Below are 16132 nucleotides of genomic sequence, written 5' to 3'. Positions count from 1 at the left end.
CGACGGTCAACACGAACTCGTCGTCCGCCTCGTACAGTTCGAAGTCGTTACCGCCTGTCTCGAACAGTCGGCTCGGGAAGTCGAGACCCTGCATCCACGAGTTGGCTGGACTCATGGGCAGTGCCATCGCTGGTCACCTCGATTCCACTAGAGGATTGTTCGCGGTTCGCAATAAATATGTCGGTTCTTGTGAATATGTGACACTGTAACATCGTCCGACGGTCGACTTCCCCTGCCCGTGACCTGGCTCGCCCGTCCGTGTCTCGCCTCGTTCTGTGACCCGTACTGCCCACGCGGCACTCACCGCTCGTCGTCCTCGACGTCGGCGTCGGCGGCAGAGTGGTCGTCCGGCCAGTCTCCGAGCGGCGGGACCGTCCCGTCGACGTCGCTCACGAACCGCATCGTCGTGACGTTCAGCGCGAGGCCGAGGACGCTCCCACCGAGGAAGACGACCGGCAGGCCGACGAGCGGAACGGAGACGACGAGCACCGTCGCCAGCGGCGAGACGAGGAGGACGAAGCCGGCGACGCCGGCCGCGTACGCGAGATACGGGCCGCCGGAGACGGCCAGTGCGTACGACCCGCGGGCGGCGTCGACGAGGCCCGTCTCGCGGAGGACGACGAGGTACGGGGTGACGAAGAACAGGTAGGCGACGGCGACGACCACCGGGACGCTCAGCACGACGAACGGGAGCAGCGCCCCCACGCCCCCACCCGCGACGCCGAGGCCGAACAGTCCGAGCGCGAACGGGAGTAACAGGAGGACGGGGAGGGCGGTCAACACGAGAAACGGACCGAAGTACGTGACCGCGTTGTCGACGAACCGGTACTCGCCGAACGCCAGGTGGTCCGCGATGGCACCGAAGTAGCCCGCGGTGAGCGCCGCCTGCACGACGACGAAGAGCGGGACGGTGACGACGGCGAGGGGGAGCGCGTCGAGCGGCACGCCGGCGTCGACGTTCACCCCCGTCTGGGGGACGCTCACGAACTGCCAGGGCGTGACCACCGACACGGGAAGCCCCAGTCGGAACCCGACGTGGACGCCGTCGAACGCGACGACCGACCGTATCTTCCCCACGTCGGTGAGGGCGAACGCCAGTGGGACGAGCGCGAGCGGAAGCACCCCGAGCGCGCGCTGCCAGCCGTCGGCGAGTCGCGTCGTGAACGCCGGCATCAGTCGCGGGGTACTCCGGGTTCGCCGCGCCGTCGGCGCGTCGCCCGTTCCCGCGAACCTGCTGGGGGACGGGGGCGGTGTGGGTGAGGTGTCGACACCGGGTGACGGGTCGGGACCGGTCGTGACGCTGACGAGCGACGGGGCAGGCCCGTCGCACGACTGGTGGAGGGCATCGAATCCGAGCAGCGCAGCGAGCCACAAACGCCTTCTGGTCGACCCGTACTAACAGTTAACATGCCACACGACTAGACTCTACGGGATGTCTGAGACAACACAGCGTCTAGAGCCACTGGACCCACGTCCGCTCGCCGGGCGGACCTGCCTCGTCACCGGGTCGTCGCGCGGCATCGGTCGGGAAATCGCCCTCGAGTTCGCGCGGTGTGGGGCGGACGTCGTAGTGAACTACCACCACTCGGACCACGCGGCGAGGGAGGTCAAGGAGGTCGTCGAGGCGAACGGCGAGACGGCCATCACCGTCGGGGCGGACGTCTCCGACCCCGAACAGGTCGAACGGATGGCGCGCGAAGTCCACGACACGCTCGGCCCCATCGACGTCCTCGTCAACAACGCGGGCATCACCGCCGACCGGAAGTTCGAGGACATGACGTACGACGACTGGAACCGGGTCATCGACACGAACCTGGGCGGGACGTTCAACTGCACGAAGGCGTTCTTCGAGGACATCAAGGCCGCCGAGGCCGGCCGACTCGTCAACATCTCGAGCGTGGTGGGCCAGCAGGGCAACTACGGCCAGGCGAACTACGCCACCTCGAAGGGGGGACTCATCGCGTTCACCCGGACCATCGCACTCGAACTCGCCCGGCACGACTCGACGGCCAACTGCGTCGCCCCCGGGTTCACCGAGACGGACATGCTGGAGAAGGTCCCCGACCGGGTCCGCGAGAAGATTCGCGCCCGCATCCCCCTCGACCGGTTCGCCGACCCGAAGGACGTCGTCGGGATGGTCCGCTACCTCGCCAGCGACGAGTCGAGCTACATGACCGGGCAGGTACTGGGCATCAACGGCGGCCTCGAGTGGTGAGTCCGGTCACGACGCGCGTTTCTCGATTTCGCCCTTCAGCCGGGCGGCGTCGAAATCGTGGTCGGGGCGGATGTTGACGAAGTCGAGGAACTCGAGCGCAGCGACGAGGTCCGACACCTCGTAGGCGGTGAGCGCGGCTTCGACGACGGCTCGCGCGCCGATGAGCGGTTCGAGCGCGGCGAGCGCGCAGGCGAGGTCGTACGACTTCGCGTCGGCGGCGGCGTCCTCGCGGACCCGGGTCGCGTCGATGAAGTAGAGTTCGTCGTCGAGGATGAGCACGTTCTCCGCGCGGAGGTCACCGTGCGCGAGGTTGTTCTCGTGCATCGTGTGCAGCGCCGCGAACAGGTCCGGCGCGAGCGCCGCCTCGGCCTCGCGGTCGAGCTGGTCGAGCGGGCGGAACTCGGGGAGGTACTCGAGGACGACGACGCCGAGGTCGTCGACTTCGAGTGCCTCGACCGGTTCGGGGGCGTTCAGCCCGAGTTCCCGGATGCGTCGCGTCGCCTCGAGTTCGTGCTTCGCCATGTCGTATGGCGTGCCGAAGTGCTCGAAGAACCCCTCCGTCCCCGAGGAGAACGCGCCGAGGTTCCGACCGGTGGTGATGACGGCGTGGACGAGCGAGTTCTGCCGCGAGATGACCTTGACGAACAGTTCCTCGTCGAGGACCATCGGCGTCGAGAGCCAGTTGTCGGCGTCGAGAAAGCGGATGTGCGCCTGCTGGCGGTCGTAGCGGTCCTGGAGGGTTCGGACGACTCGTTCGAGTTGTGCCCACTCGAGCCGCCCACGGACGAGGCGACGCAGTTCCACGCTCTCCTCGTTCGGGGTGGAGGGTGATAAGTTCGCGGTCGACCCCGCGGAGGATAAGCCACCCGTGAGAGGGTCGTCGGGCCGGTCACGCGGCGCGCTGCCGTCGGGGTCGACGTCATGACTGGTCGGTGGTCGATGTCGTGACCACCACGACGTCACACGCGCGAGACCCGTTTCCCGCCGGTCGCCCGTCGTCCCCCGCTGGAGTGAAACCCCGCTGGACGCCGACTCGACGTCGGTTCGGTCCTCTCGAACCGGCCCGACACGGACGAATCGCCGGCACGTCGCGGCGCTGACTTTATCCCCACGCTCTGGCAAGAGTTGCCTATGGATTTCGAGGTCGGCGCGGAACATCGGATGGTCCGCGACCAGGTCCGAGAGTTCTGCGAGGCGGAGATCGCTCCCATCGCCCAGGAGCTAGAGGAGGAACACCGCTTCCCGAGCGAGGTGTTCGAGGAACTGGGGAGGCTGGACGTGATGGGCGTCCCCGTCTCGGAGGCGTACGGCGGACTCGGCGGCGACCAGTTGATGTACGCCCTCGTCACGGAGGAACTGGGCCGCGTCTCGGGCGGTATCGGGCTCTCGTACGCGGCGCACGTCTCGCTCGGGTCGAAGCCCATCGACCTGTTCGGCACCGAAGAGCAGAAGGAACGGTGGCTCCGACCCCTCGCCGAGGGGCGGGAGATGGGCGCGTGGGCGCTCACCGAACCCGGGAGCGGGTCGGACGCGAGCGACATGCAGACCACGGCCGAGAGGGACGGTGACGAGTGGGTGCTGAACGGGACGAAGCAGTTCATCACGAACGCGAACGTCGCCAACTCGGTGCTGGTGAAGGCCGTCACCGACCCGGGAGCGGGGTACGACGGTATCTCGACGTTCATCGTCTCGCCCGACGACGACGACGGCTTCGAGGTGACGACCGTCTGGGACAAGATGGGGCTGAACTGCTCGCCCACCTGTGAGATACAGTTCGACGACTGCCGACTCCCGCCGGACCGACTCCTCGGCGACGAGGGGGAGGGGTGGAAACAGACGATGAAGACGCTCGACGGGGGCCGCATCTCCATCGCCGCGCTCTCCGTCGGGCTCGCACAGGGGGCGTACGACGCGGCACGCGAGTACGCCGTCGAGCGTGAACAGTTCGGCCAGCCCATCTCGAAGTTCGACGCCGTCCGCGACATGCTGGTCGACATGTATCGGAAGACCGAACGGGCACGCCTCCTGACGCACAAGGCCGCGGCCCGCTACGACGCTGGGGAACGCGTCACCACCGAGTCGTCGCTGGCGAAACTCGACGCCAGCGAGGCCGCCCGCGAGGTGGCCGAGGACGCCGTCCAGGTCCTCGGCGGCTACGGCTACACCACCGACTTCGCCCCACAGCGCTTCTACCGCGACGCGAAACTGATGGAGATCGGCGAGGGGACCTCCGAGATTCAACACCTCGTCCTCGGCCGAGAACTGGGCCTCTGAGTTCGAGGCCCACACCAGGGACCGCTCCCGTCGACTGACTGGTCCGTGGCCAGAAGGGGGTACGACGACGGCCTGAGCTATCAGATCAGATACTCGGAACTCACACTTTAACTTCACGTCGCCGAATCGGCGTGACAGTAAGGTGAACGCGACTGTTGAGACGAAGCGGCCGTAGCACGAGTGCGAGCAGACGATGATGGTGGAGGTAGCGTACGCTGGGGCACTCTTCGGGACCGGTGTCGTCTCGGCCGTGACGGCCATCGTCGTCCTCGGCCGCGTCCGCTCGTACACACAGCAGGTCCCACTCACGTTCGCCGCCGCGGCGCTCTCCGCGTCCGTGTGGGCCACCGGATACGGCTTCTACCTCCTGGCTACCACGACGACCGGGCGCGTCTTCTGGTCGCAGATACTCTGGTTCGGCGCCGCGTCCCTCGCGACGCTCTGGTTCGCGTTCGTCCTCTCGTACACCCGCTACGAGGACTTCCTCACCCCGTGGACGGCCGCACTGCTGGCCGTCGAACCGGGCGTCGTCATCGGGCTCGTGATGACGTCGAACCAGCACGGCCTCCTCGGCAGTTCCGGCGTCGTGACCGTCGGGGCGCTTCCGACGCTCTCGACGACGGGCGAACCGCTCCTCGTCTTCCACGGGGTGTACACGGGCGTCGTCGTCGCCGCCGGGTTCGCCTGTCTGGTCGCCCAGTTCAGACGCTCGCGCCGTCTCTACCGGCGACAGGTCGCTGTCGTCCTCGCCGCGTCCGCAGTCCCCGTCGCCGCGTCGCTTCTGGGTGCGGCGGTCCTCCGCTCGGGCGTCGACGTCACGCCCGTCTCGTTCGGCCTCTCCTCTGTCGCGGTCCTCGTCGGGTTCTACCGCTACCAGCTGTTCGACCTGACGCCCATCGCCCGCGACGTGGTGGTCGGGGAACTCCGCGACGGGGTGGTGGTCGTCGACGACTGCGGCCGTATCGTCGAGGCGAACCCGCGGGCCAGACAGATATTCGGCGTCGAGGACGACGCCCTCGTCGGGCGGGCACTCGCCGACGTCCCCGACCACGGCCCGGCGCTCGAACGCATCGTCGACGACACCATGGCCCGCGAGGAGTTCGTGGTCGACGGCTCCGACGGCGACCGGTTCTTCGAGGCGACGGCGAGTCGGTTCGACGGCCAGGGGGCCCACGAGCGGGGTCACCTCGTCGTGCTCCGGGACGTGACCGAGCAGCGCCGCACCGAGGAGGAGTTCCGCGCGCTCATCGAGAACTCCCGCGACCTCATCACGGTCGTCTCGGCCGACGGGACGCGCACCTACTGTGCACCCTCGTTCGAGCGGACGCTCGGCCACGACCCCGACGAGGCCGTCGGACGCGACGTCTTCGAACTCGTCCACCCCGAGGACCGCCCCGAGGTCCGCGAGACGTTCGAGCGACTCCTCGGCGAGGAACGGGGCGCACAGGAGCGCGCGGAGTACCGCGTCCGCCACGCCGACGGGTCGTGGCGGACGTTCGAGGCCGTCGCGGTGAACCTCGTCGACGATCCGACCGTCCAGGGCGTCGTCGTGAACGCCCGCGACGTGACCGCCCGACGGCGCTACGAGCAGCGACTCCGGGTACTCAACCGCGTCCTCCGTCACGACCTCCGGAACGAGGTCAACGTCATCCAGGGACACGCGGACCTGCTCCTCGACCGCAAGGTCACCGCCGAGGCGAAAGAGCACGCCCGCATCATCCGGAAGAAGGCGAAGACGCTCGTCGACCTGGGGAGGCAGATGCGCACCATCGACTACACGCTCCACGACACCGACGGGGTGGAGAGGCCCCTCGAAATCACCGAAGCCATCCACGACCGTCTCGACGCCATCCAGGAGGAGTTCCCGGGCGCCATCGTCACGCGAGACCTCCCGGACGAGCAGTGGGTGCTCGCGGACGACCTCGTCCCCTCGGCCATCGAGAACCTCATCGACAACGCCATCGAGCACAACGACCGCGTGGTCCCCCAGATTACCGTCACGGTCGACCACGTGACGGTCGACGGCGTCGACTACGTCGAAGTGTCCGTCGTGGACAACGGGCCGGGCATCCCCGAGGCGGAACGGCGTGTCTTCGACGACGGCATCGAGACGCCGTTGAGCCACGGGAGCGGCCTCGGTCTCTGGCTCACGGAGTGGATCGTCACACAGTCCAACGGCCGGCTCTGCTTCGAGGAGAACGAACCCCGCGGGACGGTCGTCCGAATCCGCCTCCACGAGACGGCGTCGATGCCCACGGAGGACCCCGAGATGCAGACGGCCTCGACGGACTGAGGCGGGCCGTCGGGCCCGTGTCCCGTCACTCCCGGGTGAGGACCATCGCCCCGCGGTCTCCCGTTGGCAGGCCACCGACGGCTGCCGTCAGTTGCTGACGGTGGACCGCCCGCAACAGTGCCGTCTCCCGGTCGTCGAGCGAGAGCGCAGCCGCGAACTCCGGCCAGACCGTCTCCGCGACCGAGAGGTAGTACGCGTCCGGTCGCCGTTCCACCACCGGGTCGTTCGGGAACCCCCTGCGCCACTCGTAGACGATGTCGTCGACGCCGGGAAGCCGCCGGACGAGTTCCTGCTGTCGCCGCACGAGGTCACGGAGCGTCGCCGTCGAGACGCCGTGCTCCTCGGCGACGGCGACGAACACCCGGTCGTCGAACGCCGCGAGCGGGTCGCGCGTCATAGCGGGGAGAGGGGGACGGGCGCGTATAACGGCCACGGCCCGCCAGTGACCGGTCTCAGGGGTGCTGGACGCCCGGCGGTGACGGGCGGCCGAGACGACAGGCGTCCTCGCTTCCTGCTGTCGTCGGGGAGACGGCCGAGAACCGGCGGGTTTCAACTGCGCACCCGCTGAACGCGGTGGCATGACACGACCCGTCCTCGTCGCTGGCGAGACGCTCGTCGACTTCATCCCCGAGCAGACCGGTCCGCTCGCGGCCGTCGAATCGTTCTCCCGCCGCGCCGGCGGCGCTCCGGCGAACGTCGCTGTCGGCCTCGCACACCTCGATTCGGTCCCCCTGTTCTGGACGCGCGTCGGCGACGACGCCTTCGGCGACTACCTCCGCGAGACGCTCGCCGACGCGGGCCTCGACGACACGTACGTCGAGGTGGACCCGACGGCGAAGACCGGGCTCGCCTTCGTCAGCCTGGGTGAGGAGGCCGACCGCGAGTTCTCCTTCCACCGCCACGAGAGCGCCGACACCCGGCTCCAGCCCGGTACGGTCGACGACGAGGTGCTCGCCGACGTCGAGTGGGTCCACGTCGGTGGCGTCACTCTCGCCGACGAACCCGGTCGAACGGCGACGCTCGACCTCGTCGAGCGCGCAGGCGCACACGGGGCGACGGTCTCGTTCGACCCCAACGCCCGCCCGGAACTGTGGGCGAGCGACGAGTTCTCGTTCGTCGAAACCGTCGAGGACGTCATCGAACAGGTAGACGTGCTGAAGGCGTCGCCCGACGACCTCGCCGAGGCCGGAATCGCGTACGACGACCCCGAGGAGACGGCGACGGCCCTGCTGGACCGTGGCCCCCACACGGTGTTCCTGACGCTCGGCGGCGAGGGGTCGTTCGCGGCGGCGACTGCCGAGGCACCGTGGACCGAGGGCCGAGAGTCGACGTTCCACGACGGCTACACGGTCGAGCCGGTCGACACGACCGGTGCGGGCGACGCCTTCACCGCGGGTGCGATTGCTGCCCTCGTCGACGGCGCTCCCCTCGGCGAGGCACTCGGATTCGCCAACGCCGTCGCCGCGGTGACGACGACTGCTCCCGGGGCGATGACGGCGCTGCCGACCCGTGACGAGGTTGCCGCGTTCCGCGCCGAGCAGTCCTGAGCCGGCTACGTCCCGACCGCGAGTTCCTCGGCGAGCGCCCGTTCGAGGCCGTCGACGAGACGCTTGCCGACCGCGTGCGACGGGAGAGGGACCGTCAGGGCGTCCTCGCCGGCACGCTCGACGACCAGCGTGGGCTGTCGGCCCCGGGCGTACCAGACGCCGAGGCCGAGCGCGGCCAGTCCGAGGACGGCGCCGCCGACGAACAGGAGGTCGACCAGTAAGGCGACGAGCGCGCCCGCGAGCGAGAGCAGCGAGACCAGCCCACCGACGCCGGGCGTGGTCCCCACGTCCACGTTCGTCACGAACAGCGACTCCAGCCCCAGCGAGCGGGCGGCCAGGCCGCCGACGAGGAGGACGACGGCGTAGAGGCCGGCGCGGAGCGCGGAGGAGCGCACCCGTCGACCTCCACCGCCCGTCACCCGCACGTCGACGACGTTCGGCCGGTCGACCGTCACGAACCGTCTGCCCGACGCGTCCGGGTCGAACGTGAGGAGGCGGTGGCTCGTCGCGACGACCCAGCCACGACCCACGTCGACGCGCGTCTCCACCGTCTCACCGGTGAAGAGGTACTGCCCGGGGTCGAGCGTCCGGGGTGGCGTCGGTCCGTCGTCTCGCGCGTCTCCCGTCGGCGGTGCCTCGGACCGCCGGGCGGGGTTGCCGCTCCCGCCTGTCTCGTCGTCGGTATCGTCTGGCCCCTTCACCTCGTGTGTCTCCCCCACCGACCGACCACTCGCCTCCCCGTCCAGTTCGGCCTCCCAGACGAACGACGTGGCTTCCGTCGCGACGTCGGCGGAGTCGGCGGAGTCGCCGTCTCCAACGTCACCGGCCCGGTCGAACTCGTCCCCTTCGGTGCCGTCGGAAGCCATTCTCGTTCTCTTTCTCGGTCTCGGTCTCGTTCAGAGCCGCTCCGTGAGCCGACCGGCGATTCGCTGTGCGCCCTGTGCGGCCGCGAGGTCCGGCCGCTCGGGTGCGGTCGCCTCGACCTCCCGGTTCAGTTCCTCCCCGAGCCTGGTCTCGAACTCCTCGACGATGCCCGGAATGCAGGCCATCCCGCCCGTCACGGCGATGGGACGCGAGAGGGCGATCTGGTAGGGTTTGATGTGGCTGTTCGCCAGTTCGGAGAGGAAGTTGTTCGCGATTTCGTCGACCACCTCGTCGACGTAGTCGTCGAGGGGGTCCATGACGGACCGCTCGATGGTGAACTCGTGACTCCCACCGCCGGGCTGCTGGATGATATCGGTGAACGGCTCGAAGTCGACGAAGTCACCGTGTTCTTCCTTGTACTCCCGGGCGGTGGTCCGGTCGATGTTGACCCGTCCCTGCGTCTCCTCCTCGACGGCGTTCGCGATGCGCCGGTCGACCTCGTTGCCAGTCACGGAGCCGGTCGAGAACGGGGCGAGTTGCTCCCCGTGCCGGTACGCGCACGCCTCGAGGTTCGTCGACCCCATGTTGACGGCGATGAATATCTCGTCGATGGCCTCGAGGTCGTCGCCGAGCGCCGGGATGGAGCCACAGAGCGACTCGGGGAACGACCGGACGAGCGCGCCGCCGACCCCGCTCTCCTCGATGACTGCCGAGAGGTTCGCGAGCCCCTCCTCGTTCTCGATGGTCGGAATCGCGTAGACGACGGCGCTGTCCGACGGGATGTCCTGTGAGCGGACGAGTTCGGAGAAGAACTGTTTCGCGAGGTCGGCGTTCTCGTCGTCCTCGGGGAGGCCGGACCGGAGCATGTAGCGCACGCGGTCGGGGTACTCCCGTGCCGCCTGTTCTCCGTAGATGACGCGCTCCTCGCCGGTGAGGGCGTCCTCGTAGGTCGCGAGACAGGTGAGCGTTCGGATGGTTCGGAGCGAGCCGTCCCCGTCGGGGACGTAGATGACCGTCCGCGTGCTCCCGAGCTTCACGCCGACGGGCACTGGTCCGCCGGTCCGCGTCGAGACGGTCGTCCCCTCGTCGGCGTCCGCAGAATCGTCGGCTGTCGTCTCGCTCTCGTCGTCCGATTGTGGCTCGTCCTCGTCTGCCATGATTGGCCGCTCGGCGCCTACCCACTTAACTCATCGAGGCGAGGCGGGCGACGTACAGCAGACTGAGCTGGTGGTCGTCGACGTCTAAGTCGTGACTGCCCTGCCCGTCCTCGGTGAACCCGACCAGGTAGTCCTGGAGCGCGTCCTCGACGTCGGGCGTGATCCACTGGATGGTGCGGTAGTACCGGAGCGCGTCCATCGTCCGCTTGAACCCGCCTTTCAGGACGAGGAACTCGAGCCAGTCGAAGATGACCCGCTCGGCGGCGTACTTCTGTGGTAACGAGTCGAGGTACGGCTTCGTCATCTCCTCGGCGACCATCGCCGACTGGTGTAAGAAGAGCTGTTCGAGCTGGTTCGAGCGGAGTGCGTCGGCCGCGACGCCTCGGGTCGGTCCTGGGTTCCCTCGATCCGGCGAGCGCGCGCGACTGCGGCCGGCCCGCCCGTCGTACTGGTCGCGTCTTCCGTTCCGCCGCTCGAACCCTGCCGGCGGGTCGTCGTCGGGTCCGTCCCACCGGGGCTGTGTCTCCTCGCCAGGGCCGCCGGCCTCCGCCCCGGAGTGCCCGTCGGTGTGACGCTCGGGGTGGTCACGGTCCCGTCGGTCCGCTGCCATCCGGCGCAACTCTTCGGGGTCGTAGTCTTCGGGGTTGACGTTCATGTTGTATTCACGAGAGCCTGACTGTTGGTGTGAGTGAGTAGTCTGTCGGACATAAAGCTACGTCCCGCATTATCTGAACTGATACCGGAGGTCCGACTACAGCGTCTGTCGGCCGGCCGACGCGGACCGGACGTGGAGTGTACCCGTCTCCCCGTCGAGTCGGAGCGAACGGCCGTGGTCGCCACCGACGTCCTCCGCCTCGATGGGGATGTGGAGTGCCGCGAGCGTCTCCCGTGCCGCCTCGACGTTGCGGTCACCGACGCTCTCCTCGGCGGATTTGAACTCGAACATGGTGCTCCCCCCGGCGAGTTTCGCGACCAGTCGGCGGCGCGACGCCCCCTCCGCCTCCATCGCGTCGACGAGCGCGTCGACCGCGGTGTCGACGTACTTCGCGACGTCGGTCTTCCCCTCGCCCGCCGGGAGCATCGCGTGAGCGAGTCCGACGACGCCGGCCCCGGGGTCGTACAGCGCGATTCCGACACACGAGCCGAGTCCGCTCGTCGAGAGCGTGCTCTCGTCGTCCCCGACCGCGAAGTCGGCGATACCGACCTTGATGCGGTCGGTCGTTCGGCGGGTCGGCGGCTCCCTCGTGTAGATTTCCATCAGACGGGTCGTGCCGTTAGCTGGTCCAGTGCGTCGTGCAACTCCGTCTCGTTCGGCAGCGCGTAGATGTCACAGGTGAACTCCTGGTCGGCGGTCCTGATGGTCGAGTCGATGAGGAACGCGTAGTCCTGTTGCTGGGCGAGTTCCGTCGCCAGCGGGTCGATGATCGCCGGTCCGAGGTCCTTGACGAACTGCGGCGGCGAGATTTCGATGGTCGTCTCTAGCCGGTTGGCCCAGCCATCGACGAACCCCGAGGTGATGATGTTCCCGATCTCCTGGATGGCGCTCTGTCGCATCGCCGCGCCGGCGTCCGCTCCGGGGAGGAGCGCCGAGGCGATGCGTTCCGAGGACGGTTCGTCGAAGAGGATGGCGATGTACCCGCTGGGAGTGCCCTCGAACTCGAGGACGACGCCGGTGCGAGTCGTATCGTCGAGTTGCATCGGGACACCCTCGATGGGGACGAAGCTCAGCCGAGAGACCTCGACGGATGTCTCGGTTCCCGTCATAGCCGAGATGTCGGCCGACGCCTGCTCGGCTCCCTCGGAGATCATGTCGCTGAAAGCCGTGAACGACTCGATGGGGAGCGCCTCCTCGGCGTTGGTCGCGGTGTCGACGATGGTCTCGACCGAGTCCGCCGTCGGCACCATGTACAGGTAGAAGGTCACGGGGTCCGTGACCGTCTCGAGCTGGTTCCGGAACACGATGATGTGGTCGCTCTCGCCGCCGTATCCGTCGCTCCCGACGCTGAAGCCGTCGAGCGGGCCGTCGCTGTCGACGTCGAGGTAGGTCGGTGTCGTGATGTCGATGGACGTCTCGAGGTGGTCGGCCCACCCGTCGATGAACCCGCCGAGCATGATGTTTCCGACTTCCTTGAGACCCGACGTCGCGAGTTCGTCCCCCGCGTTCGAACCCGGGAGGATGGCCTCGACGACGTTCGTCGCGCTCTCGCGGTCGAACGCGAGGATGGTTCGCCCCTCCAGCCCGCCGCTGAACCCGATTCGGATGCTGACGAAGTCGTGGTCGCGGAATTCGCACTCGACGTCCGTGCTCGTCTCGAGTTCGACCTTGGTGACGTTGACGTTCGTCTCGATGCCCGTCAACTCCGACAGCGACCACGCAGCCGTCTCGGCGCCCGAGTGTGCCAGTTGACTGAACGTCCGGAGCGCGTGGACGTCGAGGTTCATACTTTCGCCTTCGCGACGTCGTCGATGGCTTGGAGGACGTTCGGCTTCTGGAACGGCTTCGTGATGTAGCCGTCCGCACCCGCTTCGACCGCCTCGCGCATCTTCTCCTCCTGCCCGACGCTCGTGCACATGATGACCGACGAACCGGGGTCGAGCTCTTTGATTTCGGTCGTCGCTTCGATACCGTTTCTGATAGGCATGACGACGTCCATCGTCACCACGTCCGGGTCGAGTTCGCGATACATCTCGACCGCTTCGACACCGTTCTCCGCCTCGCCGACGACTTCGTGTTCGCCGTCGAGAAGCTGCTTCAACAGGTTTCGCATGAACGCAGAGTCGTCGACGACCAGTACTGTGCTAGCCATACAGTCAGGATATCCGAAAACGACCCATAAAGCCTCCCCGCCGAATATCAGTGGTGATTTCCTACCCCACGACCGGTCGCTACCCGGACGCGTCGTCGTCCGGTGGGAGGACGAGGCCGTCACCGCGGACCGCCTCGACCAGGTCACGGATGGAGTCGTCGGGCGAGAGGTCGTGCGCGGCGAGGAGGTCGACGAGCGTCCGCATCGGATACCGCACCTGCACGTCGCCGGCGAGACAGAGGATGCCGAGCACCTCCCGTGGCGGGGTCTCCTCGTCGACGTGCCTCGCGTACCACGTGAGGAGGTCACCGAAGACGGCTCCGGGGTCGTCCGACGCGCTCTCGCCGACGTGGACGTCGCCGTCGAACCGCCCCGCGACGACGAAGCCGTTGGCCGTCGAGAGCGACTCCAGATAGTCGACCAGCGCAGACCGGGGGTCGGATACGTCGCCCTCCTCGGTTCTGGTCTCCGCTTCCAGTTCGGCGCGGATGTCCGCACGGAGGTCGGCGAAGTCCTCGCCCGCACTGTCGGTGGCGATGACGTACTGGCCCTCCCGGAGCTGTTCGACCTGTTCGTTCTTCGTGATGTCGAGTTCCTCCGGGTCGACTACACCCTCCTCGTCGCGCGACCCGCGCGGTGCCATAGTTCACCTTCTCCTGAGACGATAATAAGCCCATCGGGAGTCTAGTTCTCCCTGAACGCACTCTCTCGCTCCCCCGTGAACCGGCGCGTGACCGGTACACGTCAACACCACAACCAATACATTGACATATATCGGTATCATGCATGAAAACACTCATGGATCCCGATCAGACTCTCGCGGCACTCGGGAACGATTACAACCCGGACATCCTCCGGTCCGCGTACCAGCCCCACTCGGCACAGGAGTTCAGCGACATGCTGGACATCCCCATCGCCACGTGCTACCGTCGCATCGAAGAACTCTCCGAGGCTGGACTGCTGACGCTCCACGACCGGGTTCTCTCCGACGAGCACCGACGGACGAACGTCTACCGCCGCGAGGTCGACGAGATCAATGTCCGGTTCGAGGACGACGAACTCGTCCTCAACGTCACGGAACGCCCGGAGGTCAAGACCAAACTCGACGACGTCTGGCGCCGCATCGCACAGGACAGCTGACCCAGTCATCTTCATCGCTGCATCCGTCGCCTCGAGCGTCTGCCTCCCCCGGACGGGTCCGTCCCGCTCGGTGGGACGGACGCTCGACGTCCCTCCGTGCTTCTCAGTGTTGGAACCACTCACGGTGTCGCTCGCGTAGACTTCCATTACCCGCACGCGGACGCGTGCATCATGGAGAGTGTCCGCATCGCTGACTGGTTTTCCCTCGTGATAATCGGGGGAGTATGGTTATGTATCCGACGCCGTTCCGGTCGAGTAAGGCACGGACCCCTTCGGGGGATTCGGCCGAGACTACCCAACATGTTCGAAGACACAGACAACAGGGGTCAGGTCGGTATCGGGACCCTCATCGTGTTCATCGCGATGGTACTGGTGGCCGCAATCGCCGCCGGGGTCCTGGTCAATACGGCCGGGTTCTTGCAGGAAAGCGCGGAACAGACCGGACAGGAAGCACAGGGCGAAGTGAGTGATCGCATCGATGTCGTGAGCGTGTATGCGGCAGACATCACGGACGACACCACCACCGAGTACGACAACATCACGATCACCGTCCGCAAGGCGTCTGGTTCTGACGACATCAGCCTTGACGATACGACGTACACGTTCCTGGGGCCCGACGGCACTGCCTCGGGGACCCTCTCAGACTCGACCGCTGGTGTGACGAAGACCGCCGTCTCTAACAACGATCCGACGATTCTCCGGAACGAATCCGACCGTGTCGAGATTGAGGTTCAGGTCTCTCAGATCGAGACTGACGCACTGCTGCCCGGTGAGGAGTTCCAGATCCAGCTGACGACGTCAAGCGGTGCCTCGACGTACGTCGAGGGTCGCATCCCCGACACCGCTGAGGAAGGCGGCGTGGTGGAGGTCTGAAGGACGATGGACCTCAACATCTTCAACGAGAAAGACCGCGGTCAGGTCGGGATCGGCACTCTCATCGTGTTCATCGCGATGGTGCTCGTCGCGGCGATTGCGGCCGGAGTCCTGGTCAACACGGCCGGGTTCCTGCAGGAGAGCGCCGAACAGACCGGACAGGAAGCACAGGGTGAAGTCAGCGACCGGCTCACCGTCGTGAACGCGTACGCTACGGTGTCGAGCGGAACAGCCGACAACATCACCGTGACCGTGCGCAAAGCGTCGGGTTCGGACAATGTCAACCTCACCGCGACTACGGTGCAGTGGATCGGTGAGGACAGCCAGAACCAGGCACCCGTCAGCTCCGGTGACGTACAGGTGTACGACGAAACCGGCGCTACGACCACGTCGCCCGTCGTTATCACCGACGACTCCAAGTACCAGCTCGACATCGGTGTCAGCCAGGGTACGTTCAACGGTGCTGCTCTCGATAGCGGCGACAAGGGCACGCTCCTCATCACGACGCCTTCGGGAGCGACGACCCGCGTCGAGGTCAACATTCCTTCGGACGTCCAGGACGACACGATCTTCCTCTAAGGTCGTCCGAGACGTCTCCGAATCGGCACGCGAGCCACTTTTTTTGAGACCCGAACCGTCCAGCGGAACGCTCGTCGGTTCGGCCCAACGGTACGGTCTCGTTCCTTCCCGTGGCTCGTCTCAAGACCCACACGCCGAGTCGCGTCCCCCCGACGAGGCGGCGTCGACTGTTGCCCGCCTCCAACGCCCCGCAGTCACGCCGAGACGGACACCGGCGACCGGAACCGGCCCGGCATCGAGCGTCGACAGCCGCGACTGTCGGGCACCTCGTCCTCACTCGAAAAGCGGTGGGAACCGACCGACTCAGCTCAGCGTTCCGGCTGTTCGCCGCCGCCGAAGAACGGCGCGCTCTCCCCGACCATCGAGAAGCCGGCCGCCTGTTC

The 16132-nt window shown here is 67.2% G+C and carries 17 protein-coding genes and 1 pseudogene; 7 read left to right on the top strand and 11 right to left on the bottom strand.

Annotated elements, in window-relative coordinates:
• A pseudogene (locus ACESK5_RS10425) lies at positions 1-127 on the bottom strand (Hsp20/alpha crystallin family protein); the annotation flags it as partial.
• A gap of 173 nt (positions 128-300) precedes the next feature.
• Entirely contained in the window at positions 301-1173 is an 873-nt protein-coding gene (locus tag ACESK5_RS10420) for a hypothetical protein (RefSeq protein ID WP_372911502.1), read from the bottom strand.
• A gap of 259 nt (positions 1174-1432) precedes the next feature.
• Here ACESK5_RS10420 and ACESK5_RS10415 point away from each other — a divergent pair, with 259 nt between their 5' ends.
• Positions 1433-2215, top strand: coding sequence for a beta-ketoacyl-ACP reductase (locus ACESK5_RS10415; RefSeq protein ID WP_372911501.1), 783 nt, complete (start codon positions 1433-1435; stop codon positions 2213-2215).
• Between the two features lie 6 nt (positions 2216-2221).
• On the opposite strand, the gene ACESK5_RS10410 is transcribed toward ACESK5_RS10415, so the two are convergent.
• A complete protein-coding gene (locus ACESK5_RS10410) occupies positions 2222-3019 on the bottom strand; it encodes an RIO1 family regulatory kinase/ATPase (RefSeq protein ID WP_372911500.1) in 798 nt (265 codons plus the stop codon).
• A gap of 327 nt (positions 3020-3346) precedes the next feature.
• Here ACESK5_RS10410 and ACESK5_RS10405 point away from each other — a divergent pair, with 327 nt between their 5' ends.
• Both ACESK5_RS10405 and ACESK5_RS10400 read left to right on the top strand, forming a co-directional pair.
• Entirely contained in the window at positions 3347-4489 is a 1143-nt protein-coding gene (locus ACESK5_RS10405; RefSeq protein WP_372911499.1) for an acyl-CoA dehydrogenase family protein, read from the top strand.
• Positions 4490-4682: 193 nt separating this feature from the next.
• Entirely contained in the window at positions 4683-6782 is a 2100-nt protein-coding gene (locus ACESK5_RS10400; protein WP_372911498.1) for a histidine kinase N-terminal 7TM domain-containing protein, read from the top strand.
• A 25-nt stretch (positions 6783-6807) separates the two neighbouring features.
• On the opposite strand, the gene ACESK5_RS10395 is transcribed toward ACESK5_RS10400, so the two are convergent.
• The gene (locus ACESK5_RS10395; protein WP_372911497.1) at positions 6808-7179 is read right to left on the bottom strand and encodes a hypothetical protein; all 372 of its coding nucleotides are present in this window, start codon (positions 7177-7179) and stop codon (positions 6808-6810) included.
• A 181-nt stretch (positions 7180-7360) separates the two neighbouring features.
• On the opposite strand from ACESK5_RS10395, the gene ACESK5_RS10390 reads away from it, so the two are divergent.
• Positions 7361-8329 carry a carbohydrate kinase family protein gene (locus ACESK5_RS10390; RefSeq protein ID WP_372911496.1) on the top strand — a complete coding sequence of 323 codons (969 nt, stop codon included), beginning with the start codon at positions 7361-7363 and terminating at the stop codon, positions 8327-8329.
• Positions 8330-8334: 5 nt separating this feature from the next.
• Here ACESK5_RS10390 and ACESK5_RS10385 read toward each other — a convergent pair whose 3' ends face one another.
• The 7 genes from ACESK5_RS10385 to ACESK5_RS10355 form a co-directional block, all read right to left on the bottom strand.
• Positions 8335-9195, bottom strand: a complete 861-nt coding sequence (locus ACESK5_RS10385; RefSeq protein WP_372911495.1) for a hypothetical protein — start codon at positions 9193-9195, stop codon at positions 8335-8337.
• A 30-nt stretch (positions 9196-9225) separates the two neighbouring features.
• Positions 9226-10350: a hypothetical protein gene (locus ACESK5_RS10380; protein ID WP_372911494.1), complete on the bottom strand. Its 1125-nt coding sequence runs from the start codon at positions 10348-10350 to the stop codon at positions 9226-9228.
• Between the two features lie 25 nt (positions 10351-10375).
• On the bottom strand, positions 10376-11005 hold the full coding sequence (locus ACESK5_RS10375) for a FlaD/FlaE family flagellar protein (RefSeq protein ID WP_372911493.1): 630 nt from the start codon (positions 11003-11005) through the stop codon (positions 10376-10378).
• A gap of 96 nt (positions 11006-11101) precedes the next feature.
• The gene (locus ACESK5_RS10370; protein ID WP_372911492.1) at positions 11102-11608 is read right to left on the bottom strand and encodes a chemotaxis protein CheD; all 507 of its coding nucleotides are present in this window, start codon (positions 11606-11608) and stop codon (positions 11102-11104) included.
• Complete coding sequence (locus ACESK5_RS10365; RefSeq protein ID WP_372911491.1) at positions 11608-12792, bottom strand: chemotaxis protein CheC; 1185 nt, start codon at positions 12790-12792, stop codon at positions 11608-11610. The genes ACESK5_RS10370 and ACESK5_RS10365 overlap by 1 nt, the downstream gene beginning before the upstream one ends.
• Positions 12789-13157, bottom strand: a complete 369-nt coding sequence (gene cheY, locus ACESK5_RS10360) for a chemotaxis protein CheY (protein ID WP_372911490.1) — start codon at positions 13155-13157, stop codon at positions 12789-12791. The genes ACESK5_RS10365 and cheY overlap by 4 nt, the downstream gene beginning before the upstream one ends.
• 79 nt (positions 13158-13236) lie before the next feature.
• Positions 13237-13800 carry a hypothetical protein gene (locus ACESK5_RS10355; RefSeq protein ID WP_372911489.1) on the bottom strand — a complete coding sequence of 188 codons (564 nt, stop codon included), beginning with the start codon at positions 13798-13800 and terminating at the stop codon, positions 13237-13239.
• Between the two features lie 155 nt (positions 13801-13955).
• Between ACESK5_RS10355 and ACESK5_RS10350 the strand changes: the two genes are divergently transcribed.
• The 3 genes from ACESK5_RS10350 to ACESK5_RS10340 all read left to right on the top strand — a co-directional run bounded on the left by ACESK5_RS10350 (position 13956) and on the right by ACESK5_RS10340 (position 15749).
• The gene (locus ACESK5_RS10350; RefSeq protein ID WP_372911488.1) at positions 13956-14297 is read left to right on the top strand and encodes an ArsR/SmtB family transcription factor; all 342 of its coding nucleotides are present in this window, start codon (positions 13956-13958) and stop codon (positions 14295-14297) included.
• A gap of 300 nt (positions 14298-14597) precedes the next feature.
• Entirely contained in the window at positions 14598-15170 is a 573-nt protein-coding gene (locus ACESK5_RS10345) for an archaellin/type IV pilin N-terminal domain-containing protein (protein WP_372911487.1), read from the top strand.
• Between the two features lie 6 nt (positions 15171-15176).
• On the top strand, positions 15177-15749 hold the full coding sequence (locus tag ACESK5_RS10340; protein WP_372911486.1) for an archaellin/type IV pilin N-terminal domain-containing protein: 573 nt from the start codon (positions 15177-15179) through the stop codon (positions 15747-15749).
• The last annotated feature ends 383 nt before the right edge of the window (positions 15750-16132 follow it).

This window comes from Salinigranum sp. (genome assembly GCF_041641895.1).
GTDB lineage: Archaea > Halobacteriota > Halobacteria > Halobacteriales > Haloferacaceae > Salinigranum.
Note: the sequence above shows the minus strand (reverse complement) of the source record. Positions and strands in the feature narration are given on the sequence as shown.